Below are 22,406 nucleotides of genomic sequence, written 5' to 3'. Positions count from 1 at the left end.
CGTTATTCGGGTGTGCTCAGCGCGCTGAGGCTGAGGTCCGCTGTGGATGCGCCGCAGTCGGCCATCAGCACCGCGCCGGTGACGATCGCCGATCGGGGACCGGCGAGGAACGCGATCACCTCGGCGACCTCCTGCGGCTCGGCGGCCCGGCGTAGCGGGATGAGGCTGGTGGCGCGGTGGTAGGCGCTCGCCCGATCGAGACCTGCCGGGGCACCGAGTGTGTCCATCACCAGGTCCGCCATCGGGGTACGAACCAGGCCCGGGCAGACGGCGTTGGCGCGGACTCCGGCGGCGCCGAAGTCGACGGCGAGCGAGCGGACCAGCCCGATCAGCGCGTGTTTGGCGGTGACGTACGCCGCCGCGCTGGGCACGGCCAGCGTGCCGGCCAGGGAGGAGACCAGTACGACCGTGCCCTTGCTTGCGGTCAGCAGCGGCAGGCAGGCGCGTGCCGCCGCGTACCCGCTGTCGAGATTGGCTGCCAGGACCCGGCGCCACTCGGCTTCGGCGGTGTCCAGAACAGAACCGAAGGTGCCGATCCCGGCGCAGCCGACGAGGGCGTCCAGCCTTCCCCAGCGTTCTCCCACGGTTGCGATCGCCGCCGCACAGTCTCCGGCGACGCTCGCATCGCCGATCACCGGTACCGCTCCGGTCCGCCCGGCTACCGCCTCGATCCTGTCGGCGTCTGGTCCAAGAATGACCACCTCGGCGCCTGATCGGCGCAGCAGTTCGGTGGTGGCCTCCCCGATTCCGCTGCCGCCCCCGGTGACCAGGGCGACCCTTCCCTCGAACTCGCCGCTCATACGACTTCGATCTCCCTGGCTGTCGGCTCCGCTTCGGGTGTCGCCGGGGCGGAGCCGGGCGCCCCCAATAGGCGGCCCCGGATGGCACGGCCCGCCCGGGTGAGCAACGACCAGATGCCCGCGGGGGCGAACTTCACAATCAGGACCAGCAGGACGCCCTCGACGACGAGGGAGACGACCTGGAAGTCCTCCAGCTGGCGGGTGAGCCCGTAGTAGACGACGACGACGCCGAGGACCGGCCCCAGGACGCTCCCGGCACCGCCGACCAGGGCCATGAGCACAGCGTTGAGGCTCCAGTTGACGCTGGCCATGCCGCCTGGCGAGACCGCGACATATTGGTATGCGGTGACGGCGCCGGCCATCCCGGTCAAGGCGCTAGACAGCACGAGGGCGGCGAACCGGTGCCGGTAGACAGCGACGCCGAGGCCGGCAGCGGCCGGTTCGTTGTCGCGGATGGCGGTCAGCCGCAGGCCGAACGCGCTATACCGTACGTACACCGCAAGGGCCATCGCGGTGGCGGCCACGAACGCCGCGAGCTCGAACAGCACGGTCCCGGTCGGGATCCGGTCGATCGGCAGGGTCACGCCGGCCGCCCCGCCGGCCCAGTTCCAGTTGGTCAGCAGGGCTTGCACGGCGATGGAAGCGGCCAGCGTGCCGATCGCGAAGTAGTCGCCGCGCAGTCGTAGTAGCGGCACGGCGAGCGCCGCTCCGATCGCGCAGCTGACCAGGACCGCCAGTGCCACGCCGGCGGGCCAGTCGACGGGCGTGTGTGCAAGGGCGAGGCCTGCGGCATAACCACCTGCGGCAACGAAGGTGGCCGCGCCCAGCGACACCTGGCCGGCGAACCCGGACAGGATGTTCCAAGCCTGGGCAATGGCCAGGTAGACCAGCAGGGTGGTTGCCAGGTCCTGGGTGCCGGGGTCGAGCCGCGGCCCGAGCAGGAGCGCGACCGTGGTGGCGGACAGCAGCGCTACGGCCGCACCGGTTTTCTGCTTCACGCGGGTACCGCCCTTCGGAACAGTCCGCTGGGGCGGAACGACAGGGTGAGGAAGAAGACGGTGTAGACGACGAAGTTGCGCCATCCCCCGCCGAACAGGTCTGTGCTGATCGACTGGAGAACGCCGAGGGTGATGCCGCCAAGCAGAACCCCGCCGACGCTGCCGATGCCGGCCAGCGCCATGACGGCGAACCCGGTCAGCAGCAGGGGCAGGCCACTGGTCGGGGTGAAACTCTGCGCGACTCCGGTCATCACCCCACCGGCCGCGGCCAACGCCGCCGCACCTGCCATCGTCAGGGCGTAGATGCGCCCGACGTTGAGGCCGAGCATCGAGGCGGTCATCGGGTCTGCGGCCGACGCCCGCACGGCGCTGCCGGCTCGGGTGCGGGTGAGGATCAGGTGGGTGGCGCCGCACAGCACGATGGTCAGGGCGAACGAGATGGCGTAGACCGCTTGGATCCGTACGCCCGCCAGGGTGAATCCGGCGTCGGCGTACGGCGCATTGAGCGCCTTCGGATGTGTGCCGAACACGGCCTGTAGCACCGCCTGCGCCACCAGCGACAGGCCGAACGTGGCCACCAGCGGCGCGTTGGGGCTCGCCCGCAGCAGCCCAGTCAGCAGGTACCGCTGCACCGGGTAGGCCAGCGCGGCCATCCCCAGCATGGCGAAGGGCAGCGCCAGCAGCGGATCGAATCCCGCGTAGCCGACCAGGAGGGAGGCGAGGTACGCGCCGCCGATGACCAACTCGCCGTGCATCAGGTTCATCATCTTCAGGACGCCGAAGACCAGGGAGATACCCAGCCCGATGAGGGCGTACAAGCCTCCCGCGAGGACTCCGGCGACCATGACGTCAGCGGACATACCGCACCTCTCTCAGGAGAGCCCGGACAGCGGTTTCAGCGGCGATGCGCCCTGGGCCGGCCAGACCTGGGAGATGGTGCCGTCGGCGTTCCACTGGCCGATGAAGCTCGGCGTGGCGCTCTTGTTAGCGGTGAACTTCACTGGGCCGAGCGTGGAGCTCATGTCGGTGGCCGCGAGCGCTGAGTTGATCTTCTCGTGGTCGGTGGAGCCTGCCTTGGTAATGGCCGAAAGAAGGATGCTGGCCTCGTGGTAACCGATCGCGACGGAGGCGAGGTCGTTGTCGTTGGTGTACTTGGTGCCGAACTTCGCCACAATGGTGTCGGCCTGTGGCAGGCCTGAGGTGCGGGTCCAGTTCATCTGCAGCAGCGTTCCTGCGCCGAGCGCGCCCAGCGATGTCCACCCGGGTGTCTGGGCACACTGGATGCCGATAGCCAGGTTCGGGGCGTACGCCAGGGCCTTCATCTGCTTCCACATCGCAAAGCAGTCCGGCGGAGTCATCGCCGCGATGAGCACCTGCGCGTCGGCTGACTTGGCCTGCGTGATGATGTTGGCGTAGTCGGTCGTGCCGGCCGGCTCCGAGGCCTTGACCGCGACGGTGAACCCGGCCTGTGTTGCCGCGGTCTTCCACTGCTCGGCGGTGGACTCGCCCTGAGCGTCGTTGGTCGTGATGATGACGACGTTCTTGTTCGTCGCGGCGGTGCTCGCCACTTCGAGAAAGCCTTTGGCGCCGTCACCGAGCGACTGGAACGAGTCCCAGACGTACCCCTTGCCCTCGGGCAGCAACTCGATCGGCAGGGCACCCATCACCAGCGGGATCTTCAGCGAGTCGGCCTGGGCCTGCACGTCGATGTTCTGCTGGCAACAGGAGCCCAGCAAGGCGGTCGCTTTGTCGGTCAGTGTGAGGGTGCGAACCTGCTGCACCATCGTGCTGGTGTCGCCGCGGTTGTCCAGGATCTTCAGCGTCACCGTGCGCTTCGCGCCGCCGACATCGATGCCGCCGGCCGCGTTGGCCTCGTCGACTGCCCACTGGTAGCCGTCGCGGATGGTCTCGAGGTTGACCTGGCCACTGAGCATCATGCTCGCCCCGAGGACGATCTCCTGGGCTGCGGAGTCACTGTTGCTGTTGTTTCCGCAGGCGGCTGTGGCCACGACGGCCACGAGGGCCGCGGCAAGCGACTTTCGTATCACGTTGTTCTCCTTGTATCCGCTGTGGAAACCCTGGTGGTGTCGATGCCGGCGGGATCGCCGCTACCGAAGTAGGCGTCGTCGAGTCGTGTGCCGCGTAACAGGTCGTCGGCAGCGCCGGTATAGGACAGGCGGCCCCGCGACAGCACGACGGCCCGGTCGGCCAGGGTGAGGCAGCGGTGGACGTTCTGCTCGACGAGCAGGATCGCCACGCCGCTCTGGTTCACCCGGGCCAGCGCCTCGTACAGCGTGTCGACGGCGACGGGCGAGAGCCCGAGGGAGATCTCGTCACAGATGAGCAGCCGCGGCTCGGCCATCAGCGCCCGCCCGACGGCAAGCATCTGCTGCTGCCCGCCCGACAGCGTCCCACCGAGCTGCGCGGAGCGTTCCCTCAGAACGGGGAAGGCGTCATACACCACGGCGAGCCGCTGGTCGAGCACACCAGCGGAGCTACGCAACGGCGCACCGAGTAGGAGGTTCTCCCTCACGGTGAGCTCGGCGAAGACCCGACGGCCTTCGGGGCAGTACGCGACACCGGACCGGGCCCGCTGGTGGGAGGGCGTGCGGGTGACGTCGTCGCCGCCGATCCGCACGATGCCCTCGCGGATTTTGACCGCGCCCATGATGGCGCCGCACAGTGTCGACTTGCCGGCCCCGTTCGCGCCCAGCACCGCGACGATCTCGCCCGGTGCCACCTCCAGCGAGACCTCGCGCAGGGCCACCATGCCGCCGTACGCGGCGGTCAGCCCTCGCACGGATAGCACCGGGCGGCCGGTGGCGGGTATGGGCCGGCGGTCTGCTGCCTTGGCCGTCTGCCCGTCGCCGAGGTACACCTCGCGGACCTTGGGGTCGCGGGCGATCTCCTCGGGCGTGCCTTCGGCGATGGCCTCCCCCCAGTCGAGCACCAGCACGCGGTCGACGACCTCACGCACGACCCGCTCGACGTGTTCGACCAGCAGCACCGTACGGCCGGTCGCGTGTACCCGGCGGATCAGTGCGATCGCCTCGTCTAGTTGCCGGCCGACCAGCCCTGCGGCGACCTCGTCGAGCATCAGCACGGTCGGGTCGGTGGCCAGCGCCCGCGCCACCTCCAGGCGCTTGAGATCGAGCACGGCCAGCGAACCGGCCGGCCGCTGCGCTTTGGTATCCAGCTCGCATAGATGGAGGACTTCCTCGACTGTCACCGGCGCAGCCCGGGCGGAGCGGGACACAGCCGCGACCCGGACGTTGTCGTGGACGCTCAATTCGGGAAAGGGCCGCGGCACCTGATGAGCCAGGGCGATGCCCGCGTGGGTGATCCGGTGCGGCGGCAACCGGTCGAGCCTGGTTCGGCCGAGCCAGACTTCTCCACGATCGGGGCGGTGCACTCCAGACACGGCCTTGAGCAGGGTGCTCTTGCCCGCTCCATTGGGGCCGATGACCGCCAGGGCTGATCCAGCGGGGACGGTAAGGCTCACTCCTTTGAGCGCCTGGACGCCACCGAATCGCTTGTGAACGCCCCGGATCGCCAACTCTGGTGCCGCGTCGGCGGCCGGCACCGGTGCTTCCGACAGTGCGCTTTCGACCTGTGCCATTGCGGCCTCCACAGGGTTTCCATGGCGTTGACGGCGTGTTTCGCAGCAGCGTACAGTCCTCTATTACGCGACGCCAGTCCTACTTTTCAGGAGTCATATGGGCATGCGGGGTCTGACCGGGCGAGTAGCCGTGGTCACCGGAGCCAGCAGCGGCATCGGCGCCGCGACGGTCCGCCGGCTGGTCGCAGAAGGGATGCGGGTGGTGCTCGCCGACCTCGACGCCGACTCGGCCAACACGGTCGCCACGAGCACCGGTGGGGAGACGTTGACCGTGGCCGCCGACGTCTCCCGGCAGTCGGACGTCGAGTCACTGATGCGGCAGGCAGTCGAGCGCTTCGGCCGGGTCGACGCGGTCCACCTCAACGCGGGGATCTCCGGCCCGCTCGCGCGCTTCGCCGACGTCGACGTGGCCGCCTACGACCGCACCATCGAGGTCAACCAGCGCAGCGTCTTCCTCGGCCTCAAGGCAGCCCTGGCCCGGTTCGCCGCGCAGGCCGGCGGCGGCTCGATCGTCGTCACGTCATCGCTGGCCGGGCTGCACGCCAGCGCCACCATCGTGCCGTACGTCGCGGCCAAACACGCCGCGATCGGCCTGGCTCGCAGCGCTGCCATCGAGGGCGCGCCGAGCGGTGTCCGGGTCAACGTCATCGCCCCCGGCCTCATCGATACCCCCATGCAAAGGGGCGATGTCGAGGCTCTCCATGCCCGCACCCCACTGGGCCGCATGGGCAGCCCCGACGACGTGGCTGCGCTGGTCGCCTTCCTACTCAGTGACGAGGCAGCCTTCATCACCGGCGCCGTCATGGTCATCGACGGCGGCATCGACGCCGCCGATCCGGTCAACCCCTAACCGATGGAGAGGAACACCCATGAAGACGTTCGACGTACGCGACGTCGTCAAGGCACCCGACGAACTGCTCGCCCGCACCGAGAATCCCCGGCACCGGGCCATCCTGCGCAACTTCCGGCGGCACGCCCTGCTCGAGGTCGCCGGCCGGTGGCGGGAGATCCTCACCCCCCGGATGATGGTCGACCACCCTGTCTACCGGATCAACGAGAACGGCCGCTCCGTCCACCTGTCCGGCTTCGAGCCGATCGGCAAGTTCTACCAGGAGATCACCGACCGCGGGCTGAACGTGTTTGGACCCATCGAGGACCAGGTCTTCGTCTCGGACCGGGGCCTCGCGATCGAGTCGCTGTTCGGCAACTACGTCCCCGGTCATGTCCTCGCCGAGCAAGGTGAGGACGTCGACGACCCGGACGCCTACTACCAGCTCACTCACTACATGGCCTCGTTCTGGCCTTACGACGACGACTGCCGGCTGATCGGCGAACACATCTACGAGGACACCGCCAGCCGCACCATCCACAAGCTGGAGCCCTCCGAGGTGGTGACCCCGGCGCAGGCCACCGCGCTGCTCAACCCGCTCATCGACCTCGCCACGCTCGACGACTGACCAAGGAGAACGACAATGCCGATCACCGGATTGGGCCACACCGGCTTCTGGGTTGACGACCTCGCGACCATGCGCGACTTCTACAACCGTCTGCTGGGACTGACCGTCACCGACGAGGACGAGGAGAAGGGCATCGTCTTCTTCTCCGCACGCCCCGACCTGGAACACCATGAATTCGTCCTGCAACGCGGCCGCACCGCGCCGCGCGGCACCCAGCTCACCCACCAGGTGTCCTGGCGGGTCGATTCGATCGAGACAATTCTCGAGTTCCACCGCCGCTTCCGCGCCGAAGGCATCGAGGTCCAGCAGGAGGTCAGCCACGGCAACGCCATCGGGATCTACTTCTTCGACCCTGAAGGCAACCGCAACGAGGTCTACCTGCGGCTGGAACACGACGTACGGCAGCCCTTCCGCAAGAGCATCAACCTCGACCAGGAACCGGCCGAGGTTCTCGCCGAGGTAGACCGGCTGCTGTCCGACGGCACCCCCGCCTACCAGCCGGTCCAGTGACATGACCCAGCCGTCCCCGGCCGGCACCGTGCTCATCGTCGGTGCCGGCCCCACCGGCCTGACCGCGGCCAGCCTGCTCGGCTCGATGGGTGTTCCGGTGCTGCTGGTCGAATGCAACGCGACCACCAGCGACGATGCCAAGGCGATCAGCCTCGACGACGAGTCGCTGCGCACCCTACAGTCCGCCGGCGTTGACCAGGCGGTCTACCCGATCATCATGCCCGGCACCGGAACTCGGTACTTCGGTCGCGACGGCAGACCGCTGTTTCACGCTCGCGGCGGCACCGCCTTCCGTCACGGCCACCCGTTCAAGAACTCGTTCGCACAGCCCGACCTCGAACGGGTCCTGCGTGAAGAGCTGAACCGATGGCCGAACGTGCAGGTCAGATTCGGCACCCGGCTGACCGCACTGGAACAGTCCGACGACAGTGTGCGGGTGGATCTCGACTCCGACACCGGGGTCGAACGGCTCGACGTCGGCTGGGTCCTGGGTTGCGACGGTGGCCGCAGCACGATACGGGAGCTCTGCTCGATCCCTATGAACGGGGACAGCTTCCCCGATGTCTGGCTCGTCGCCGACACCCTCGACGACCCCCACGACCAGCGATACGGCATGCACCACGGCGACCCGGCCCGCCCGCACGTCATCGTCGCCGGCCGGGACGGGCGATGCCGGTACGAGTTCCTGCTCCAGCAGGGAGAGTGCGAGCCCGGCATCCAGCCGCCGTTCGCGCTGATCCGCCGGCTGCTCGCGCCGTATCGGGACATCACCGAGGAACAGGTGGAGCGGGCCGTCTCCTACCGGTTCCACGCGCTGCTGGCCGACCGGCTGCGCGACGGCCGCTGCTTCCTGCTCGGCGACGCCGCCCACATGATGCCCCCGTTCGCCGGCCAGGGCCTTAACTCCGGCATCCGTGACGCCGCCAACCTATGTTGGAAGATCGCGGAGGTGGCAGCCGGGCGGGCCGGGGACGCGCTGCTCGACACGTATGAGATCGAGCGGCGCCCGCACGCGAGGGCCACCATCGACCTGTCGGTGCGTCTGGGCCGGATCGTCATGACCACCAGTCGCTGCCAGGCCTGGCTGCGGGATCAGCTCGTGCGCGCCGCGATGCGCACCGGTTGGGGTCGCGAGTATCTGACCGAGATGCGCTACCGGCCACGCTTGCGCCTCCGAACCGGCGCTGTCGTATATCGCGACGTCCACAGGCAGCCGCTGGTCGGCACCCTGCTGCCGCAACCGCGTGTCCTGCAGGGCGACGATCATCGGACCGGCCGTCTGGACGATGTCCTCGGCCAGGGCTGGAGCCTGCTCGGCATCGGCGTCGACGCCCCGGCGTGGGAACAGGCCGGCCAGGCCGGGCTGCCGGCATCTACTTATGTCGAGGTCATGCTGGACGATCGCGTACCCCGCAGCCGAGGCGGGCGCATGGCCGTCGCCGACGCCGACGGCCGGCTCGAAGCCCTGTTCAGCGGGTTGGCCGGCCGCTTCGTGCTCCTTCGACCCGACCGGATCGTCGCAGCCGTGTTCCGGCCCGCCGATATCGAACGTGTAGGCGCGGAAATCCGGCAGTATCGGGGAATCGGTGCAGCCGCCGGTTCCTCCGGCCGCACCCACGTCGCATGAACAGTGTCCGCTAGGTTGTGTCGTATGTCAGGAACAACGTCTCCCGCAAGCGGCTACCGCGAACGCAACTCGACCGCCGACCGGGCCTTGGACATCCTGATGATGTTCACCGACGACCAGCCGGTGATCTCCGGGAACGCCGTCGCCGAACGGCTCGGCGTGGCCCGCTCCACCGCCTACCGCTACCTACAGAGCCTGGTCAACACCCGGTTCCTCGAGGAGGCACCCGGCGGTGGCTTCCGGCTGGGCCTGCGGATCCTCGAGATCGCGCGCCTGGCCCGGCGGAGCTACGGCCTGTCCGAGATCGCGCTTCCGGCAATGACCGTTCTCTCGGAGCAGGCGCGGGAGACCGTCCTACTGACCCGCCGCGCGGGCGACCTCGTGGTGTGTGTCGACCGGGTGGAGGCGAGAACTCGGGCAGTGCGCATATCGTACGAACGCGGCAGTTCGCTGCCACTCAACGCCGGTGCCGCCGCGCTCGTCCTGCTCGCCTGGAGCCCCGCGTCCGAGGTCCGCAGCCTGTTGGCCAGCACTGACCTGCAGAAATTCACCCCGGAAACGCTGACCAGCGTCGACGCCATCATGAAGCGGCTGGTCGAGATCCGCGAGACCGGCTACGCCGTCACCCGCGCCGAGCTCGACCCCGACGTCCTCGGCATCTCCGCGCCCATCCGTGACGGCAGTGGCCAGGTCGTCGCGGCAGTCAGCGTGGCCGCTCTCGCCTCCCGGGTGAACGCCGAGGCCGAGCCACAGATCATCACGCAAGTGCTCGACACCGCTGGGCGGATCAGCGACAAGCTGGCAATGGTTGCCGGGTGAGTCGACCGGACCAGCCCGAATGCCATGGTCGTAACCGACTTTGCCGAACTCCTCCACACCGACGCTGCGACCGGACGGACCCAGCGTCCCCCAACCCTGTGCGCAGCGCTTGAAATGCGCCGTAGGCCGCCATCGGACCACTGACGCCATGTCCGCCGACGGTCAAGTCACGCCCCAGGTCGTGGTCGGCGCCGGGGCCAATGACCTCGATGCCGTCGGCGCTGGTGCCGACGTCGCCGGCGGTGGTGCAGACGGCTAAGCTCCGCGGCGTGGGAGGTGCTCTTCGTCGGCCGGTCGAGCCGGCGCCCATCGTGGCGCCGGTGTCGGCGCCGGGGCACCTGCTGCGCCGGGCACAGCAGGTGCACACCGACTTGTGGAACGCTCGGGTCGACGGTCTCACCGGGCCGCAGTACGCGGCACTGGTGGCGATCGCGGGCTGGGACGACGTTGACCAGCGGCGAGCAGGTCAGCTCGCGTCGCTGGACAAGTCAACCGTCGCCGACGTGGTACGCCGGCTCGTCGACAAGGGATGGGTGCGGCGCGTCCGCGATCCGCAGGACGGCCGCCGCCGTCTGCTGACTCTTACGAGCGGATCACGAGAGCGACTGGCCGGCGTGACCGAGGTCGCCCGCTCGGTTCAGCGCGACCTGCTGGCACCGTTGCGACCGGCGGACCGCAAGGAATTCGTCGAGCAACTCGGCCGGATCGCCCGCATCGAGGAAGCCGACGTCGCGGAGCAGCAGCACGAGGGCGGCATGCTGCTCATGCGGGTAACACCCGGCTATCTGATCCGCCGCGCGCAGCAGGTGCACACCACGCTGTGGACGGCCACCGTCGCGGAGGTGACCGGGCCGCAGTACGCCGTACTCGCCGCGGTCGCCCACCTCGGCACCGCCGACCAGTCCCGCATCGGCGAAGCCGCCTCCCTGGACTCGTCGAGCACGGCCGACATCGTCGCCCGGCTCAGCGCCCACGGATGGCTCGCCAAGCAGACCGCGGCAGACGACCGGCGACGGGTCCAGGTTCGGCTCACCGCCCCCGCGAGGGCCGCGCTGCGGGCGCTCGTGATGCCGGTGGAAGCCGTGCAGTTCGAGCTGCTGGCCCCGCTCGGCCTGGACGAGCATGCCGTGTTCCTCGGCCACCTTCAGCTGGTAGCGCTGGCGGAATAACCTCCGCGCCGCTTCGCTCCGTGTGCGGACGGAGAGGCGAGCACGAACGTTGACACCATCGACTCGTCACATCATGCTGATAGTCCGTGTACGGAAGATAATTGAGGTGTGCGATGGCGACTTCCCGGTTCAGATCGAGCGAACCCGCACTCGACGCGCTCTACGACGACCTTTCCAGCCATTATTTGCAGCCCCTGTGGGAGTTGCGCGGGCTGCTCACCCCGACGCCGCGGGTGCGGGCCGTTCCCTATCGTTGGCGTGCGGACGACCTGACCAAACTGGGTCGCCGAGCCGGCGAGCTGGTCCCGATCGACCGCGGCGGCGACCGGCGGGTCCTGGCTATGTCCAACCCGGGCCTGGACGGCGCACCGTTCGTCTCATCCACCCTGTGGGCCGCCGTGCAATACCTCCAGCCGAACGAGGCTGCGCCCGCCCACCGGCACACCCCCGCGGCACTGCGGTTCGTCCTGCAGGGCGACGGCGTATACACCCGCGTGGACGGCGATCCGATCACTATGGCCCGAGGGGATCTGGTGCTGACTCCGTCGTGGACCTTCCACGAACACCACAATCCCGGCGACGTGCCGATGACGTGGCTCGACGTGCTCGACCTTCCGATAGTCGCGGCGCTCGGCGCGGTCTTCTTCGAGCCGGCCACCGGTCCCGAGGTGACTGCGGGCCGTCCCGCGCGGTCGGCCACCGAGCGGCGCTGGGGCGCCGGCGCAGGTCTCACGCCCGCCGAGGCGCGTGCCCTGTCTCCTTACTCCCCGCTGCTGGTGTACCGCTGGACCGACACCGACGCCGCGCTGGACGCCCTGCTGGAGGTCGACGGCACGCCGGACGCCACGGTCCGGTTTCGGGACCCGAGCCGCGACCGCGACATCATGCCGACGATGCGCTGCGAGATGCGGCGCTTACTTCCTGGCACGACGACCCGCCGTGACCGGCAGACCGGCACCCGCATCTGCGCGGTGCTGGACGGCTCCGGCACCGCGCAGCTCGGCGACGAGTCGTTCGACCTGGCTCCCGGTGACGTTTTCGTGGTGCCGTCGTGGTGCACGCATCAGCTGCACGCCCGGACCCGGTTCGACGTGTTCACCACCAGCGACAGTCCCGTGCTGGAGGCTCTGGGCCTGCATCGCAGCGAGCAGGTGGACCCGTGAGCGGGCACGACACGCTCGTCGTCGGCGGCGGCATCGGCGGGCTCGCAGCAGCGCTGGCGCTGACCCGCGCCGGGCGCCAAGTCATGGTGGCCGAACAGGCCCCGCAGTTCGCCGAGATCGGCGCCGGCCTCCAGCTCGGCCCGAACGCGATGCGTGCCTTCGACCGGCTCGGCGTTCATGCAGCCGTCATCGACGCAGCCGTCCTGCCGGCCCGTGCGGTTATCCGCGACGCAGTCACCGGCGGCGAGCTCACCGTGCTCGACCTGGGCCGTCCGTTCCGTGCCCGGTACGGCTACCCGTACGTCGTCGCGCACCGTCATGACGTGCTGTCCGCCCTGCTCGACGCCTGTTCCGCCGAGCCTGGCCTCGAACTGCGCACCGGCCGCACCGCGATCGACGTCCAGGAGCGCGACGAGCACGCCGAGGTCACCTTCGCCGACGGCGAAGTCCTGACGGCGGGGCTGCTGGTCGGCGCCGACGGCATCCGGTCGCAGGTACGCCGGCTCATCGACCGGAGTCCGCCCAGATTCAGTGGTCACGTCGCGTACCGCGGCACGATCACACCCTCGCAGTTGGTCGTGGACCCGCCCCCCGACGACGTGACCCTGTGGATCGGCCCCGGCATCCACCTCATGCAATATCCGGTGCGCCGTGGCGAGCTGTACAACCAGGTCGCCGTTTACGAGCGCCCCGCCAGCGAGCGGGAGCCGCGGGGCGATGCGGAAGAGTTCCACGCCGCCTTCTCCATCGCCCACCGTAAGGTCCGCGAGTCTGTCGCGCTGCTCGATCCGCACCGGGACTGGCCGGTCCATGACCGAGACCCGCTACCCAGCTGGACGACGGCGCACGCGGTGCTGCTCGGCGACGCCGCCCACGCCATGCTGCAGTATCTCGGGCAGGGTGCCTGCCAAGCACTGGAGGACGCGGTCGCCCTGGCCGACGCCGTCTCGAGTCAGCCGCACTGCCAGGACCGGGCACGGAGGCAGTACGAACAACGTCGCGTCGCCCGAGCGTCGCGCTGCCAGACCGTGGCACGCCCATGGGGCGACCTGTGGCATACCCAGGATGCGACCCTGCTCGCCCTGCGTAACCGGGTATTCCGGCTACGCAGGCCCGACGACTACACCGATCTCGACTGGCTCTACGCCGACCCCGCCAAGGACGCCGCATGAAACTGCTCAGCTTCGTCAGACCCGACGGCACCGCCACGGCCGGGCGGCTCGACGCCGGCGACCGCGTCGTCGACCTTGGCCGTCCGCTGCGGTCACTGCTGGCTGATCCCGCACCGGGGAAGACGCCGCCCGGCGCGGCTGTCTTCCCCCTCGCGGAGGTCACCATCCAGCCGATCGTCCCCGGTCCCTCGAAGATCATCGCCGCGCCGGTCAATTACCGCGACCACCAGGCGGAGATGAACGAGGCGTACCACATCGACGCCCTCGGCATCTTCCTCAAGGCACCCTCGTCGGTCCTCGCGCACCGCGGCACGATCCGCCTGCCGTACACCGATCGGCGTTTCGACCAGGAGGGCGAGCTGGCGCTCGTCATCGGCCGCCCCGGACGCGACATCCCGGTCGCACAGGCGCTGCGGCACGTCGCCGGATACACCTGCCTGCTCGACATCACCATGCGCGGCGGTGAGGACCGCTCCACCCGCAAGTCCTTCGACACGTTCACCCCGGTCGGGCCCTATCTGGTCACCCCGGACGAGGTCGGCCCTCCGGAGGCCCTGACACTGCGCACCTGGGTCGGCGACGAACTACGCCAGGACGCCGACATCAAGGACCTCATCTGGAGCGTGCCACGGCTGATCGCCTACGCCTCCTCGGTTATGACCCTGCGCACCGGCGACATCATCACCACCGGTACGCCGGCCGGTGTCGGCACCCTCGCCGACGGCGACCGGGTCGTCGTCGAGATCGAACGCGTCGGCCGCCTGGAGGCCACGGTCAGCGCGCGGGACGCCGTCGCCTGCCCGACCCGGGGAGCCCGGCGAGGCCCCGTACCCCCACCGACGGTGACGCCCGTCCGTACCGCACCGCCGGCCTCGAGACCTCCGTGACCGGCGACCGGGCCCATTAGGCGCATGTAACGGTTACGTAACACACCCTTGACCGGCATCGTCTGACTGCGTAGACAGACGACATCACCTTGATATGACTGCGCAGTCAGAAGGCCGCGCGGTTGACGGCGACAGTGGGAGTTCCGGTGGGCGGCACAGGAGACACGGCACCCGGCAGTGGCGCGGCGCGCCGTCGGCCAGTGCCGAGCTCCGAGGTCGCCAAGCTGGCCGGCGTCTCGCAGAAGACCGTCTCGCGTGTGTTCAACGACGAGCCGTACGTCTCGGACGAGATCCGGCAACGAGTGATCAGCGCCGCTCGCGAACTGGGATATCGCCGCAACAACGCAGCCCGGCAACTGACCTCCGGCCGCAGTCACCGCCTCGGCGTCGTCTCCCTCGGCACGGCTTTGTACGGCCCGGCCTCACTTCTGGTCGGGATCGAGCGGGCAGCCCGTGCGCTGGGTTACGCGCTGAGCGTCGTGAACACCGCCGAGGGCGACGCCGACGGGATCGTCGGCGCTGTCGAAACGCTGCTCAACCAGGGCGTCGACGGGATCGTGCTGTCCGAGCCGATCGATCTGGGACCGATACGGCTGGTGAGCGACGTCCCGGTCCTCTCCCTCGGCCAACTGCCCGGGGTCACCGCTCCCCTGGTCATCACGGCGGGCAGCACAGCCGACGTCCCGGCCCGCATGGCCACCGAATATCTGCTCGGCCTCGGGCACCGCACAGTGCACCACGTCGCCGGGCCGCAACGCTGGTACTCCGCGAGGGAGCGCGCCGCCGGCTGGCGCACCACCCTGCTGAACGCCGGCATCACCCCACCGGAGATGGTCGAAGGAGATTGGACGGCAGCGTCCGGTCATGCCGCCGGGCAGCGTCTCGCTGCCGATCCGTCGGTCACCGCGGTCTTCGCCGGCAACGACGACATGGCCATCGGCGTGATCCGCGCGATGGCACGGGCGGGCCGCACGGTCCCGGCTGACATCAGCGTCATCGGCTTCGACGACATCCCGGTCGCCGCCTACGTCAATCCCCCGCTCACGACGATCAGCCAGTCCTTCGACTCTCTCGCCGCCACCGCGCTCGCCGCTCTGGTCCGCGGCATCGAACGCCCCGGTGAGACACCCCTGATGAACGACGTCCAGTTCGGCGGGATCGTCGTTCGCGAATCCACCGCACCGCCGCGGTCCTGATCCAGGGCCGCAGCTGACCCACGGCGCGCCGGTCGGCGCGCGGGTCAGCCATGCCCGAAATATCTCACTAAACTGCCCGAAAGGGGAGTCACATGACCCTGCCCTCTGCCCGCCGCCGACTGCTCGCGGCCGCCTGCGTACTGACCACCGGCCTGGCTCTCACCGCCTGCGCGGGCAACGACCCGGCCGATTCGGCCGAACCGGTCAAGGCCGTGTCCCAGGCCGAGATCGACGCCGCGATGACCAAGCCGACCGAGCTCACCTTCTGGACGTGGGTGCCGGACATCGAGAAGGAGGTGGCGCTGTTCGAGAAGAAGTACCCGGCCATCGACGTCAAGGTGGTCAACGCCGGCCAGGGAGAACCGGAGTACACCAAGCTCCGGACGGCGCTCAAGGCGGGCACCGGCGCACCCGACGTGGCCCAGATCGAGTTCCAGTACATCCCGACCTTCGCGATCACCGAGAGCCTGGTCGACCTGCGCCCGTACGGCGCCGAGCAGCACGCCGGCACCTTCGTCGACTGGACTTGGAAACAGGTCACCGGCGCGCAGGGCCAGATCTGGGCCTACCCGCAGGACACCGGGCCGATGGGGATGCTCTACCGACAGGACATCTTCGACGAGCACGGCATAACACCGCCGAAGACCTGGGACGAGTTCGCCGCGGCCGCCGCGAAGCTGCACGCCGCCGATCCAGACGTCTACCTGACCAACCTGGCGTCCAACCAGAACGGGGTCTGGATGGGCCTGCTCTGGCAGGCCGGTGCCAAACCGTTCACGGTCACCGCGCCGGACGCCGTCACCGTTTCAGTGAACGACGCGACCTCCAAGAAGGTCGGCGCCTACTGGCAGAAGCTCATCCAGGACGGCGCCGTCTCCACCGACCCGGACTTCACCGACGGCTGGTTCCAGGGTCTCGCCCGCGGCAAATACGCCACCTGGCTGACCGCCGGTTGGGGACCGGTGTTCCTGACCGGCAGCGCGGCGAGCACCGCGGGCAAATGGCGGGCCGCTCCGCTGCCGCAGTGGGATGCCACCAAGCCGGCTTCCGGCAACTGGGGCGGGTCGACCAGCGCCGTGGTCAAGGGCACTGCGAATCCCATCGCCGCGGCGAAGTTCGCCGAGTTCCTCAACACCGACGCCGAGTCGACGAAGATGTTCACCACCGAGCAGTTCTTCTTCCCCGCGACCAAGGCGCTGCTCGCCGACCCGTCGTTCACCGGGCAGAAGCCGGCTTTCTACGGCGGGCAGGACGTGAACAAGGTGTTCGCCGACATCAACGCCACGGTGAACCCGCAGTTCGAGTGGCCGCCCTTCCTCGACCAGGCCGTCACCGACTGGGACGAGACCGTGGGCAAATCCTTCGCCGACAAGACGGACGTGGGCGCCTCACTCGACGCCTGGCAGCAGCGCGTCACCGATTACGCCAAGAACCAGGGCTTCCAGGTCGCCACCCAGTAGAGACCCGTCCGGTCCCGGGCGGCCCCTCCCCGGGACCGGACCGGCCGAAAGGACCCCCATGACCAGCACACGCCTTCGCGGGACTGCCGGGTACCTCTTCGTCACCCCGTTCCTGCTCATCTTCCTCGCCCTGTTCCTGGTGCCGCTCGCCTACGCTGCGTACCTCAGCCTGTTCCGGGAGCAACTCGTCGGCGGTGTCACCTTCGTCGGCCTCGACAACTACGTCCGCGCCCTCGCCGACGACCGGCTGGTCGCCGGCATCGTCCGGGTCGGCGTGTTCTTCGCGTTCCAGGTACCGATCATGCTCGGCATCGCGCTGATCGCGGCGCTGGCCATCGACAGCGGGCTGCTACGCGCGGCCAAGGTCTTCCGGCTGGGAATCTTCGTCCCGTACGCCGTGCCCAGTGTGGTCGCGACCCTGATGTGGGGTTACCTGTACGGCCGCGAGTTCGGCCCGTTCGCTCAGCTCGCCGGTGAGCTCGGCACCTCCGTGCCGGACTTCCTCAGCCCCGGCGTCATCCTCGGGTCGATGGCCAACGTCGTCACCTGGGAATTCACCGGCTACAACATGATCATTCTGTACGCGGCGCTCCGTGCCGTACCGAAGGACCTGTACGAGGCGGCGGCGGTCGACGGTGCCGGCGCGTTCCGTACCGCCTGGAGCATCAAGATCCCGGCGATCAGGCCGGCGCTCCTGCTCTGCCTGATCTTCTCGGTGATCGGCAGCTTCCAGCTCTTCGCCGAGCCGCAACTGCTACAGCGCCTGGCACCCAGCGTGATCGACAGCGCCTACACGCCGAACCTCTACGCCTACACGCTCGCCTTCACCGGCCAGGAGATCAACTATGCCGCCGCCGTGTCGTTCCTGCTCGGGCTGGTCATCGTCGTGACCTCGTACACGGTCCTCTTCCTCACCAGCCGCAGGAGACCTCAGCCATGAGCATCGGCACTGCAAACCGTCCCGGACCCGCAACGCCCGGCGCCGGGCGGCGATCGCCGGCGCGCCGGCCGGTATCGCTCGACGCCCGCCGCAGCAACCTGCTCACACTAGGCATGATCGCCCTGCTGGTGTACTTCCTCCTGCCACTGTTCTGGCTCGTCATCGCCGCCACCAAGTCCACCGGCGACCTGTTCGCCACGTTCGGGCTCTGGCTCGGCGGGGACTTCAACCTGCTCACCAACATCCACGAGACCTTCACGTACGACGACGGCGTCTATGCACGGTGGCTGGTGAACACGCTGGTCTACTCCCTCGTCAGCGCCGGCGTGGCGGCCCTGCTCTGCGCCATGGGGGGATACGGGTTCGCGAAGTTCCGCTTCCGGGGCAATGGCGCGCTGTTCAACCTCGTACTCGGGTCGATCATGGTGCCGACCACGGCGCTGGCGATTCCGACGTACCTGCTGTTCAGCAAGGTCGGCCTGGTGAACACGCCGTGGGCGATCATCCTCCCGTCGATCGTCAGCCCGTTCGGGCTCTACCTGATGCGGGTGTACGCGGAAAGCTCCATCCACGACAGCATCCTGGAGACCGCCCGCTTGGACGGCGCGGGTGAACTACGGATCTTCTTCCAGGTGGTGCTCCGCCTGCTCGCGCCCGGGCTGGTGACCGTTCTACTGTTCACGCTCGTCGCCACCTGGAACAACTACTTCCTGCCGCTGATCATGCTGAACGATCCGAGCCTGTATCCGATCACCGTCGGGCTGTCGGCCTGGTCGTCGCAGTCGGTCGGCGGCAGCGGCTCGACCGGCCAGCTACTCGCACTGGTGGTCACCGGATCGCTGCTGTCGGTAATCCCGCTGATCGCGGCCTTCGTCCTGTTGCAGCGGTACTGGCAGTCCGGCCTGACCGCCGGCGGCGTCAAGGAATAGCAAAGGAGTCACGTGTCCATGCCACAGCTGCCGGCCCGGGTGCTCTTCGGAGCGGCGTACTACCACGAGTATCAGCCGGCCGACCGCCTCGAGGCCGACCTCGACCTCATGGTCGCCGCCCACTTCAGCGTGATCCGCGTCGGTGAGTCGGTCTGGTCCACCTGGGAGCCGGAGGACGGCCGGTTCGACCTGGAGTGGTTGCTTCCGGTGCTGGACGGCGCCCACGCGCGCGGCATCGGCGTCATCCTGGGCACGCCGACGTACGCCGTGCCGCCGTGGCTGGCCCGGCTCCATCCGGAGATCGCCGGCGAACGCCGCACCGGGCAGCGCATTCCCTGGGGCGCCCGGCAGGAGGTGGACTTCACCCATCCCGGCTTCCGGTTCCATGCCGAACGTGTCATCCGGCGGATCGTCTCGCGGTACGCCGGGCATCCCGCGATCATCGGCTTCCAGGTGGACAACGAGCCCGGCAACGAACTGCTGCACAACCACGGCACCTTCCAGCGGTTCGTCGATCACCTGCGGGCCACGTACGGCGACGTCGATACCCTCAACCGCGAGTGGGGCCTGGTCTACTGGTCACACCGGTTGTCCACCTGGGCCGACCTGTGGACCCCGGACGGCAACGTCCAGCCGCAGTACGACGTGGCGTGGCGGCGGTTCCAGGCCACACTGACCGCAGAGTTCATCGGGTGGCAGGCCGGCATCGTCCGGGAATACGCGCGACCCGATCAGTTCGTGACCACCTGCCTCTCATACGAGCGCCCGGCCGTCGACGACGACCAGCTCACCGATCAGCTCGACATCACCGCGGGCAACCCGTACTACACGATGCAGGACGGGCTACGCTTTCCCGACGATCGGGACTTGCCGCAGTCCTGGACCACGAACGGCACGTGGGCGCTCCTGCACAGCGCAGACCGGATGTACTCGTCCCGGCAGGAACCGTTCCTGGTCACCGAGACCAACGCAACGCACATCGGCTTCCCCTGGGACAGCCGGCCCGCGTACGACGGCCAGTGGCGCCAGGCCGCCTGGGCCCTGGTGTCCCGGGGCGCCCGCATGGTCGAGTACTGGCAGTGGCACACCCTGCTGTTCGGCGCCGAGACCTACTGGGGTGGCGTGCTGCCGCACAGCGGCGAACCGGGCCGCGCGTACGCCGAGATCGCCCGCCTCGGGGCGGAGCTCGAACGGGCCGGTGACCTCGTCGCCGGCGTGACTCCGGATGCGGACCTCACCCTGGTGTACTCGATGCCGAGCAAATGGCTGATGCAGAAGTACCCACCGCTGGCCGGCCCGGACGGCGGCCCCGACGAGCGGGCGTACCACGGGATGGTCGACCCGTTCTATCGCGGCGCGGTCGACGCCCGCCGCCAGGTGCGGATCAGTCACGCCCACCGGCTGGCCGCAATGGCGCCGGCGACGGCCGCCGCCGAACACCCGGTCCTGGTCGTACCAGGCCTTTACCTGACCGACGACGCGATGCTCGACTGGCTCGGCGAATACGCCGCGCAAGGCGGTCATCTGGTGCTCGGGCCCCGCACCGGCTACGCCGACCACGAGGCGCGGGCCCGGGCGGAACGGGCGCCCGCGCGCCTGACCGCTGCGGCCGGCGTCTGGTATGACGAGTTCAGCAATCTCATCGCACAGGTCGGGATCACCGGCCGGCCGGACAGCCCGTTCGACATTCCGCCGTCGGCCGCCGGCACCCGCTGGGTGGACGGGCTGACCGCCGCCGGGGCCGATGTCCTGGCCGAGTACGACCACCCGCACTTCGGCCGCTGGCCGGCGATCACCACAGCGGCGCACGGCCAGGGCAGGGTCACCACCGTCGGAACGGTGCCCAATCGCGCGCTCGCGCAGGCACTGGCCGCCTGGCTCGCCCCGCAACCCCGGCACGGCTGGGCCGGCCTGCCCGCGACGGTGACGGTGCACACCGGTACCTCCGCCGGCGGGCGCAGGCTGCACTTCATCCACAACTGGTCGTGGGAGCGGGTGAGCATCCCGGCGCCCGCCGACCTGGACGACGTACTCTCGGGCGAGTCCCTGAGCTTGGGCGAGGCCGTCACGCTGGGGCCGTGGGACGTACGCGTCCTGGTGGCACAGAGCTGAGCCGCAGGCTGGATCAGCTGCCTGATGAGCAATGGTATGAGGTCGACGCCGAACGCCGGCTCGCCGCGGCCCTGGACTGGGACCCGTACTACGGCGACCGGCACCACCACCTGTCGTTCACCGGCATCGACGTGGACCCCGTGCGCCTGCACCGCATTCTCGACGGGTGCCTGCTCACCGACGACGAACTGTCGCGAGGCGAGCAGCACTGGCGGGGACTGCCGGACCCGTTCCGGCGGGCCGGGTCTGTCGATACAGCTGGGTGCCCGGCTGATCGTCGACGACGTGAACCTGGCCGTCGACCCGGGGCAGACCGTCGTGCTCATCGGCGGCTCAGGCGGCTGTTGATCGGGCCCGCCGGCCAGGCCGCCGGGCTCATCCCTGCCGTCCCGGAACACCGGCACGGCCCCTACCGTGCGGTGCCCTAGTACTCCAGCCGCACTTTCAGGTCCGGAGTCTGCGCAGGTAGTGGCTGGTTCGCGCCCGGTATTGATGGCGGCGCCGCCTCGACGCCGATCGTACTATGTAGACTCCGCGACTTGTGTCAGTGGATCTTGTCTCGGGTTGGTTGGCAGGCCTGGACGACGTAATGGCCCGCCTCGCAAGAAGGTTCGGACGCGTCGAGCCACGCCGTCGGGCACGGAGTTACCTGCTCGGCCTGCTGTCGCCGCTGGCCGACAAGAATGGCTGGACGATCGCCGAAGCCGCCGGCGACGCAACCCCCGACGGCATGCAGCGCCTGCTCAACCGCGCCGATTGGGACGCCGACGCCGTCCGCGATGATCTGCGCGACTACGTAACCGAACACCTCAGCGACGACGGCGGCGTGTTGATCGTCGACGAGACCGGATTCCTGAAGAAGGGCGTCAAGTCCGCCGGGGTCCAGCGGCAGTACTCTGGCACCGCCGGACGAATCGAGAACTGCCAGCTCGGCGTGTTCCTCGCCTACGCAAGCAGCAAAGGACGAGCCCTGATCGACCGGGAGCTCTACCTGCCCCAACGCTGGATCGATAGTCCTGCACGGCGTGCCGAGGCTGGCATCGACGAGAAGGTGAAGTTCCTGACCAAGCCCGCCCAGGGCCTGGCCATGCTGAACCGCGCCTTGGACGCCGGCATTCCAGCGCACTGGGTCACCGCGGACGAGGCATACGGCAAGGACAGCAAGTTCCGCGCCGCCCTCCAACGCCGCCACGTTGGCTACGTCCTCGCTGTCGCCTGTAACCAGAAGATCCCTACCACTGCCGGAAGCTCCCGCGCCGATGTCCTTGCTGCCCGAGCGCCAGACCCGGCATGGAAACGCCGCAGCTGCGGTGACGGAGTCAAAGGTCCCCGGCTCTACGACTGGGCCGTCGCCACCCTGCCCGACACCGGCACCGCTGAACACGGCTTCGCCCGGTGGTTACTGATCCGTCGCAGCATCACCGACCCCACCGAACTGGCCTACTACCTGTGTTACGGCCCCGCCGACACCACAGACGAGCAGCTCATCCGGGTCGCCGGCACTCGCTGGGCAATCGAGGAGTGCTTCCAGACCGCAAAGAACGAGGT

Annotated in this window: 20 protein-coding genes and 1 pseudogene; 16 read left to right on the top strand and 5 right to left on the bottom strand. The window is 69.1% G+C overall.

What is annotated here, in order from left to right:
- Positions 1 to 2: 2 nt before the first annotated feature.
- From AB0E94_RS30815 to AB0E94_RS30795, 5 genes are read right to left on the bottom strand one after another with little or no spacing between them, the layout of a single operon-like run.
- On the bottom strand, positions 3 to 800 hold the full coding sequence (locus AB0E94_RS30815; protein ID WP_360333251.1) for an SDR family oxidoreductase: 798 nt from the start codon (positions 798 to 800) through the stop codon (positions 3 to 5).
- Entirely contained in the window at positions 797 to 1,798 is a 1,002-nt protein-coding gene (locus AB0E94_RS30810; protein WP_360333248.1) for a branched-chain amino acid ABC transporter permease, read from the bottom strand. The genes AB0E94_RS30815 and AB0E94_RS30810 overlap by 4 nt, the downstream gene beginning before the upstream one ends.
- Positions 1,795 to 2,658, bottom strand: coding sequence for a branched-chain amino acid ABC transporter permease (locus AB0E94_RS30805; RefSeq protein WP_360333245.1), 864 nt, complete (start codon positions 2,656 to 2,658; stop codon positions 1,795 to 1,797). Before AB0E94_RS30805 ends, AB0E94_RS30810 begins: the two co-directional genes overlap by 4 nt.
- Before the next feature lie 12 nt (positions 2,659 to 2,670).
- Positions 2,671 to 3,807: an ABC transporter substrate-binding protein gene (locus tag AB0E94_RS30800; protein WP_360333243.1), complete on the bottom strand. Its 1,137-nt coding sequence runs from the start codon at positions 3,805 to 3,807 to the stop codon at positions 2,671 to 2,673.
- Between the two features lie 35 nt (positions 3,808 to 3,842).
- Positions 3,843 to 5,417 carry an ATP-binding cassette domain-containing protein gene (locus AB0E94_RS30795; protein WP_360333240.1) on the bottom strand — a complete coding sequence of 525 codons (1,575 nt, stop codon included), beginning with the start codon at positions 5,415 to 5,417 and terminating at the stop codon, positions 3,843 to 3,845.
- 103 nt (positions 5,418 to 5,520) lie between these two features.
- Between AB0E94_RS30795 and AB0E94_RS30790 the strand changes: the two genes are divergently transcribed.
- The 16 genes and pseudogenes from AB0E94_RS30790 to AB0E94_RS30715 form a co-directional block, all read left to right on the top strand.
- A complete protein-coding gene (locus tag AB0E94_RS30790; RefSeq protein ID WP_360333237.1) occupies positions 5,521 to 6,267 on the top strand; it encodes an SDR family NAD(P)-dependent oxidoreductase in 747 nt (248 codons plus the stop codon).
- Positions 6,268 to 6,286: 19 nt separating this feature from the next.
- Positions 6,287 to 6,874, top strand: a complete 588-nt coding sequence (locus AB0E94_RS30785) for a hypothetical protein (protein WP_360333234.1) — start codon at positions 6,287 to 6,289, stop codon at positions 6,872 to 6,874.
- A gap of 15 nt (positions 6,875 to 6,889) precedes the next feature.
- Positions 6,890 to 7,384 carry a VOC family protein gene (locus tag AB0E94_RS30780; protein WP_360333231.1) on the top strand — a complete coding sequence of 165 codons (495 nt, stop codon included), beginning with the start codon at positions 6,890 to 6,892 and terminating at the stop codon, positions 7,382 to 7,384.
- Between the two features lies 1 nt (position 7,385).
- Positions 7,386 to 9,011: a bifunctional 3-(3-hydroxy-phenyl)propionate/3-hydroxycinnamic acid hydroxylase gene (locus tag AB0E94_RS30775; RefSeq protein ID WP_360333229.1), complete on the top strand. Its 1,626-nt coding sequence runs from the start codon at positions 7,386 to 7,388 to the stop codon at positions 9,009 to 9,011.
- A gap of 24 nt (positions 9,012 to 9,035) precedes the next feature.
- Positions 9,036 to 9,830: an IclR family transcriptional regulator gene (locus tag AB0E94_RS30770; protein ID WP_360333226.1), complete on the top strand. Its 795-nt coding sequence runs from the start codon at positions 9,036 to 9,038 to the stop codon at positions 9,828 to 9,830.
- Between the two features lie 269 nt (positions 9,831 to 10,099).
- Positions 10,100 to 10,999: a MarR family winged helix-turn-helix transcriptional regulator gene (locus AB0E94_RS30765; protein ID WP_360333223.1), complete on the top strand. Its 900-nt coding sequence runs from the start codon at positions 10,100 to 10,102 to the stop codon at positions 10,997 to 10,999.
- 113 nt (positions 11,000 to 11,112) lie between these two features.
- Positions 11,113 to 12,162, top strand: coding sequence for a cupin domain-containing protein (locus tag AB0E94_RS30760; RefSeq protein ID WP_360333220.1), 1,050 nt, complete (start codon positions 11,113 to 11,115; stop codon positions 12,160 to 12,162).
- Complete coding sequence (locus tag AB0E94_RS30755) at positions 12,159 to 13,334, top strand: FAD-dependent monooxygenase (protein ID WP_360333217.1); 1,176 nt, start codon at positions 12,159 to 12,161, stop codon at positions 13,332 to 13,334. Before AB0E94_RS30760 ends, AB0E94_RS30755 begins: the two co-directional genes overlap by 4 nt.
- Positions 13,331 to 14,221 (top strand): fumarylacetoacetate hydrolase family protein, encoded by an 891-nt coding sequence (locus AB0E94_RS30750; protein ID WP_360333214.1) that lies wholly within the window; start codon positions 13,331 to 13,333, stop codon positions 14,219 to 14,221. The genes AB0E94_RS30755 and AB0E94_RS30750 overlap by 4 nt, the downstream gene beginning before the upstream one ends.
- 200 nt (positions 14,222 to 14,421) lie before the next feature.
- Entirely contained in the window at positions 14,422 to 15,417 is a 996-nt protein-coding gene (locus AB0E94_RS30745; protein ID WP_360333211.1) for a LacI family DNA-binding transcriptional regulator, read from the top strand.
- 92 nt (positions 15,418 to 15,509) lie between these two features.
- On the top strand, positions 15,510 to 16,877 hold the full coding sequence (locus tag AB0E94_RS30740; RefSeq protein ID WP_360333208.1) for an extracellular solute-binding protein: 1,368 nt from the start codon (positions 15,510 to 15,512) through the stop codon (positions 16,875 to 16,877).
- A gap of 58 nt (positions 16,878 to 16,935) precedes the next feature.
- Positions 16,936 to 17,817, top strand: a complete 882-nt coding sequence (locus AB0E94_RS30735; RefSeq protein ID WP_360333205.1) for a sugar ABC transporter permease — start codon at positions 16,936 to 16,938, stop codon at positions 17,815 to 17,817.
- 113 nt (positions 17,818 to 17,930) lie between these two features.
- Positions 17,931 to 18,746, top strand: coding sequence for a carbohydrate ABC transporter permease (locus AB0E94_RS30730; RefSeq protein ID WP_360333202.1), 816 nt, complete (start codon positions 17,931 to 17,933; stop codon positions 18,744 to 18,746).
- A gap of 18 nt (positions 18,747 to 18,764) precedes the next feature.
- Positions 18,765 to 20,858 (top strand): beta-galactosidase, encoded by a 2,094-nt coding sequence (locus tag AB0E94_RS30725; RefSeq protein WP_360333199.1) that lies wholly within the window; start codon positions 18,765 to 18,767, stop codon positions 20,856 to 20,858.
- 17 nt (positions 20,859 to 20,875) lie between these two features.
- A pseudogene (locus AB0E94_RS30720) lies at positions 20,876 to 21,091 on the top strand (cobalamin biosynthesis protein CobW); the annotation flags it as partial.
- Positions 21,092 to 21,447: 356 nt separating this feature from the next.
- Positions 21,448 to 22,406, top strand: a 959-nt coding sequence (locus tag AB0E94_RS30715; RefSeq protein ID WP_360333452.1) for an IS701 family transposase, incomplete at its 3' end; no start/stop codon positions are given.

Origin of the sequence: Actinoplanes sp. NPDC026670, from assembly GCF_040638175.1 — a bacterium.
In the GTDB taxonomy this organism is placed as follows: Bacteria; Actinomycetota; Actinomycetes; order Mycobacteriales; family Micromonosporaceae; genus Actinoplanes.
This window is presented reverse-complemented; position numbering and strand designations above follow the sequence as displayed.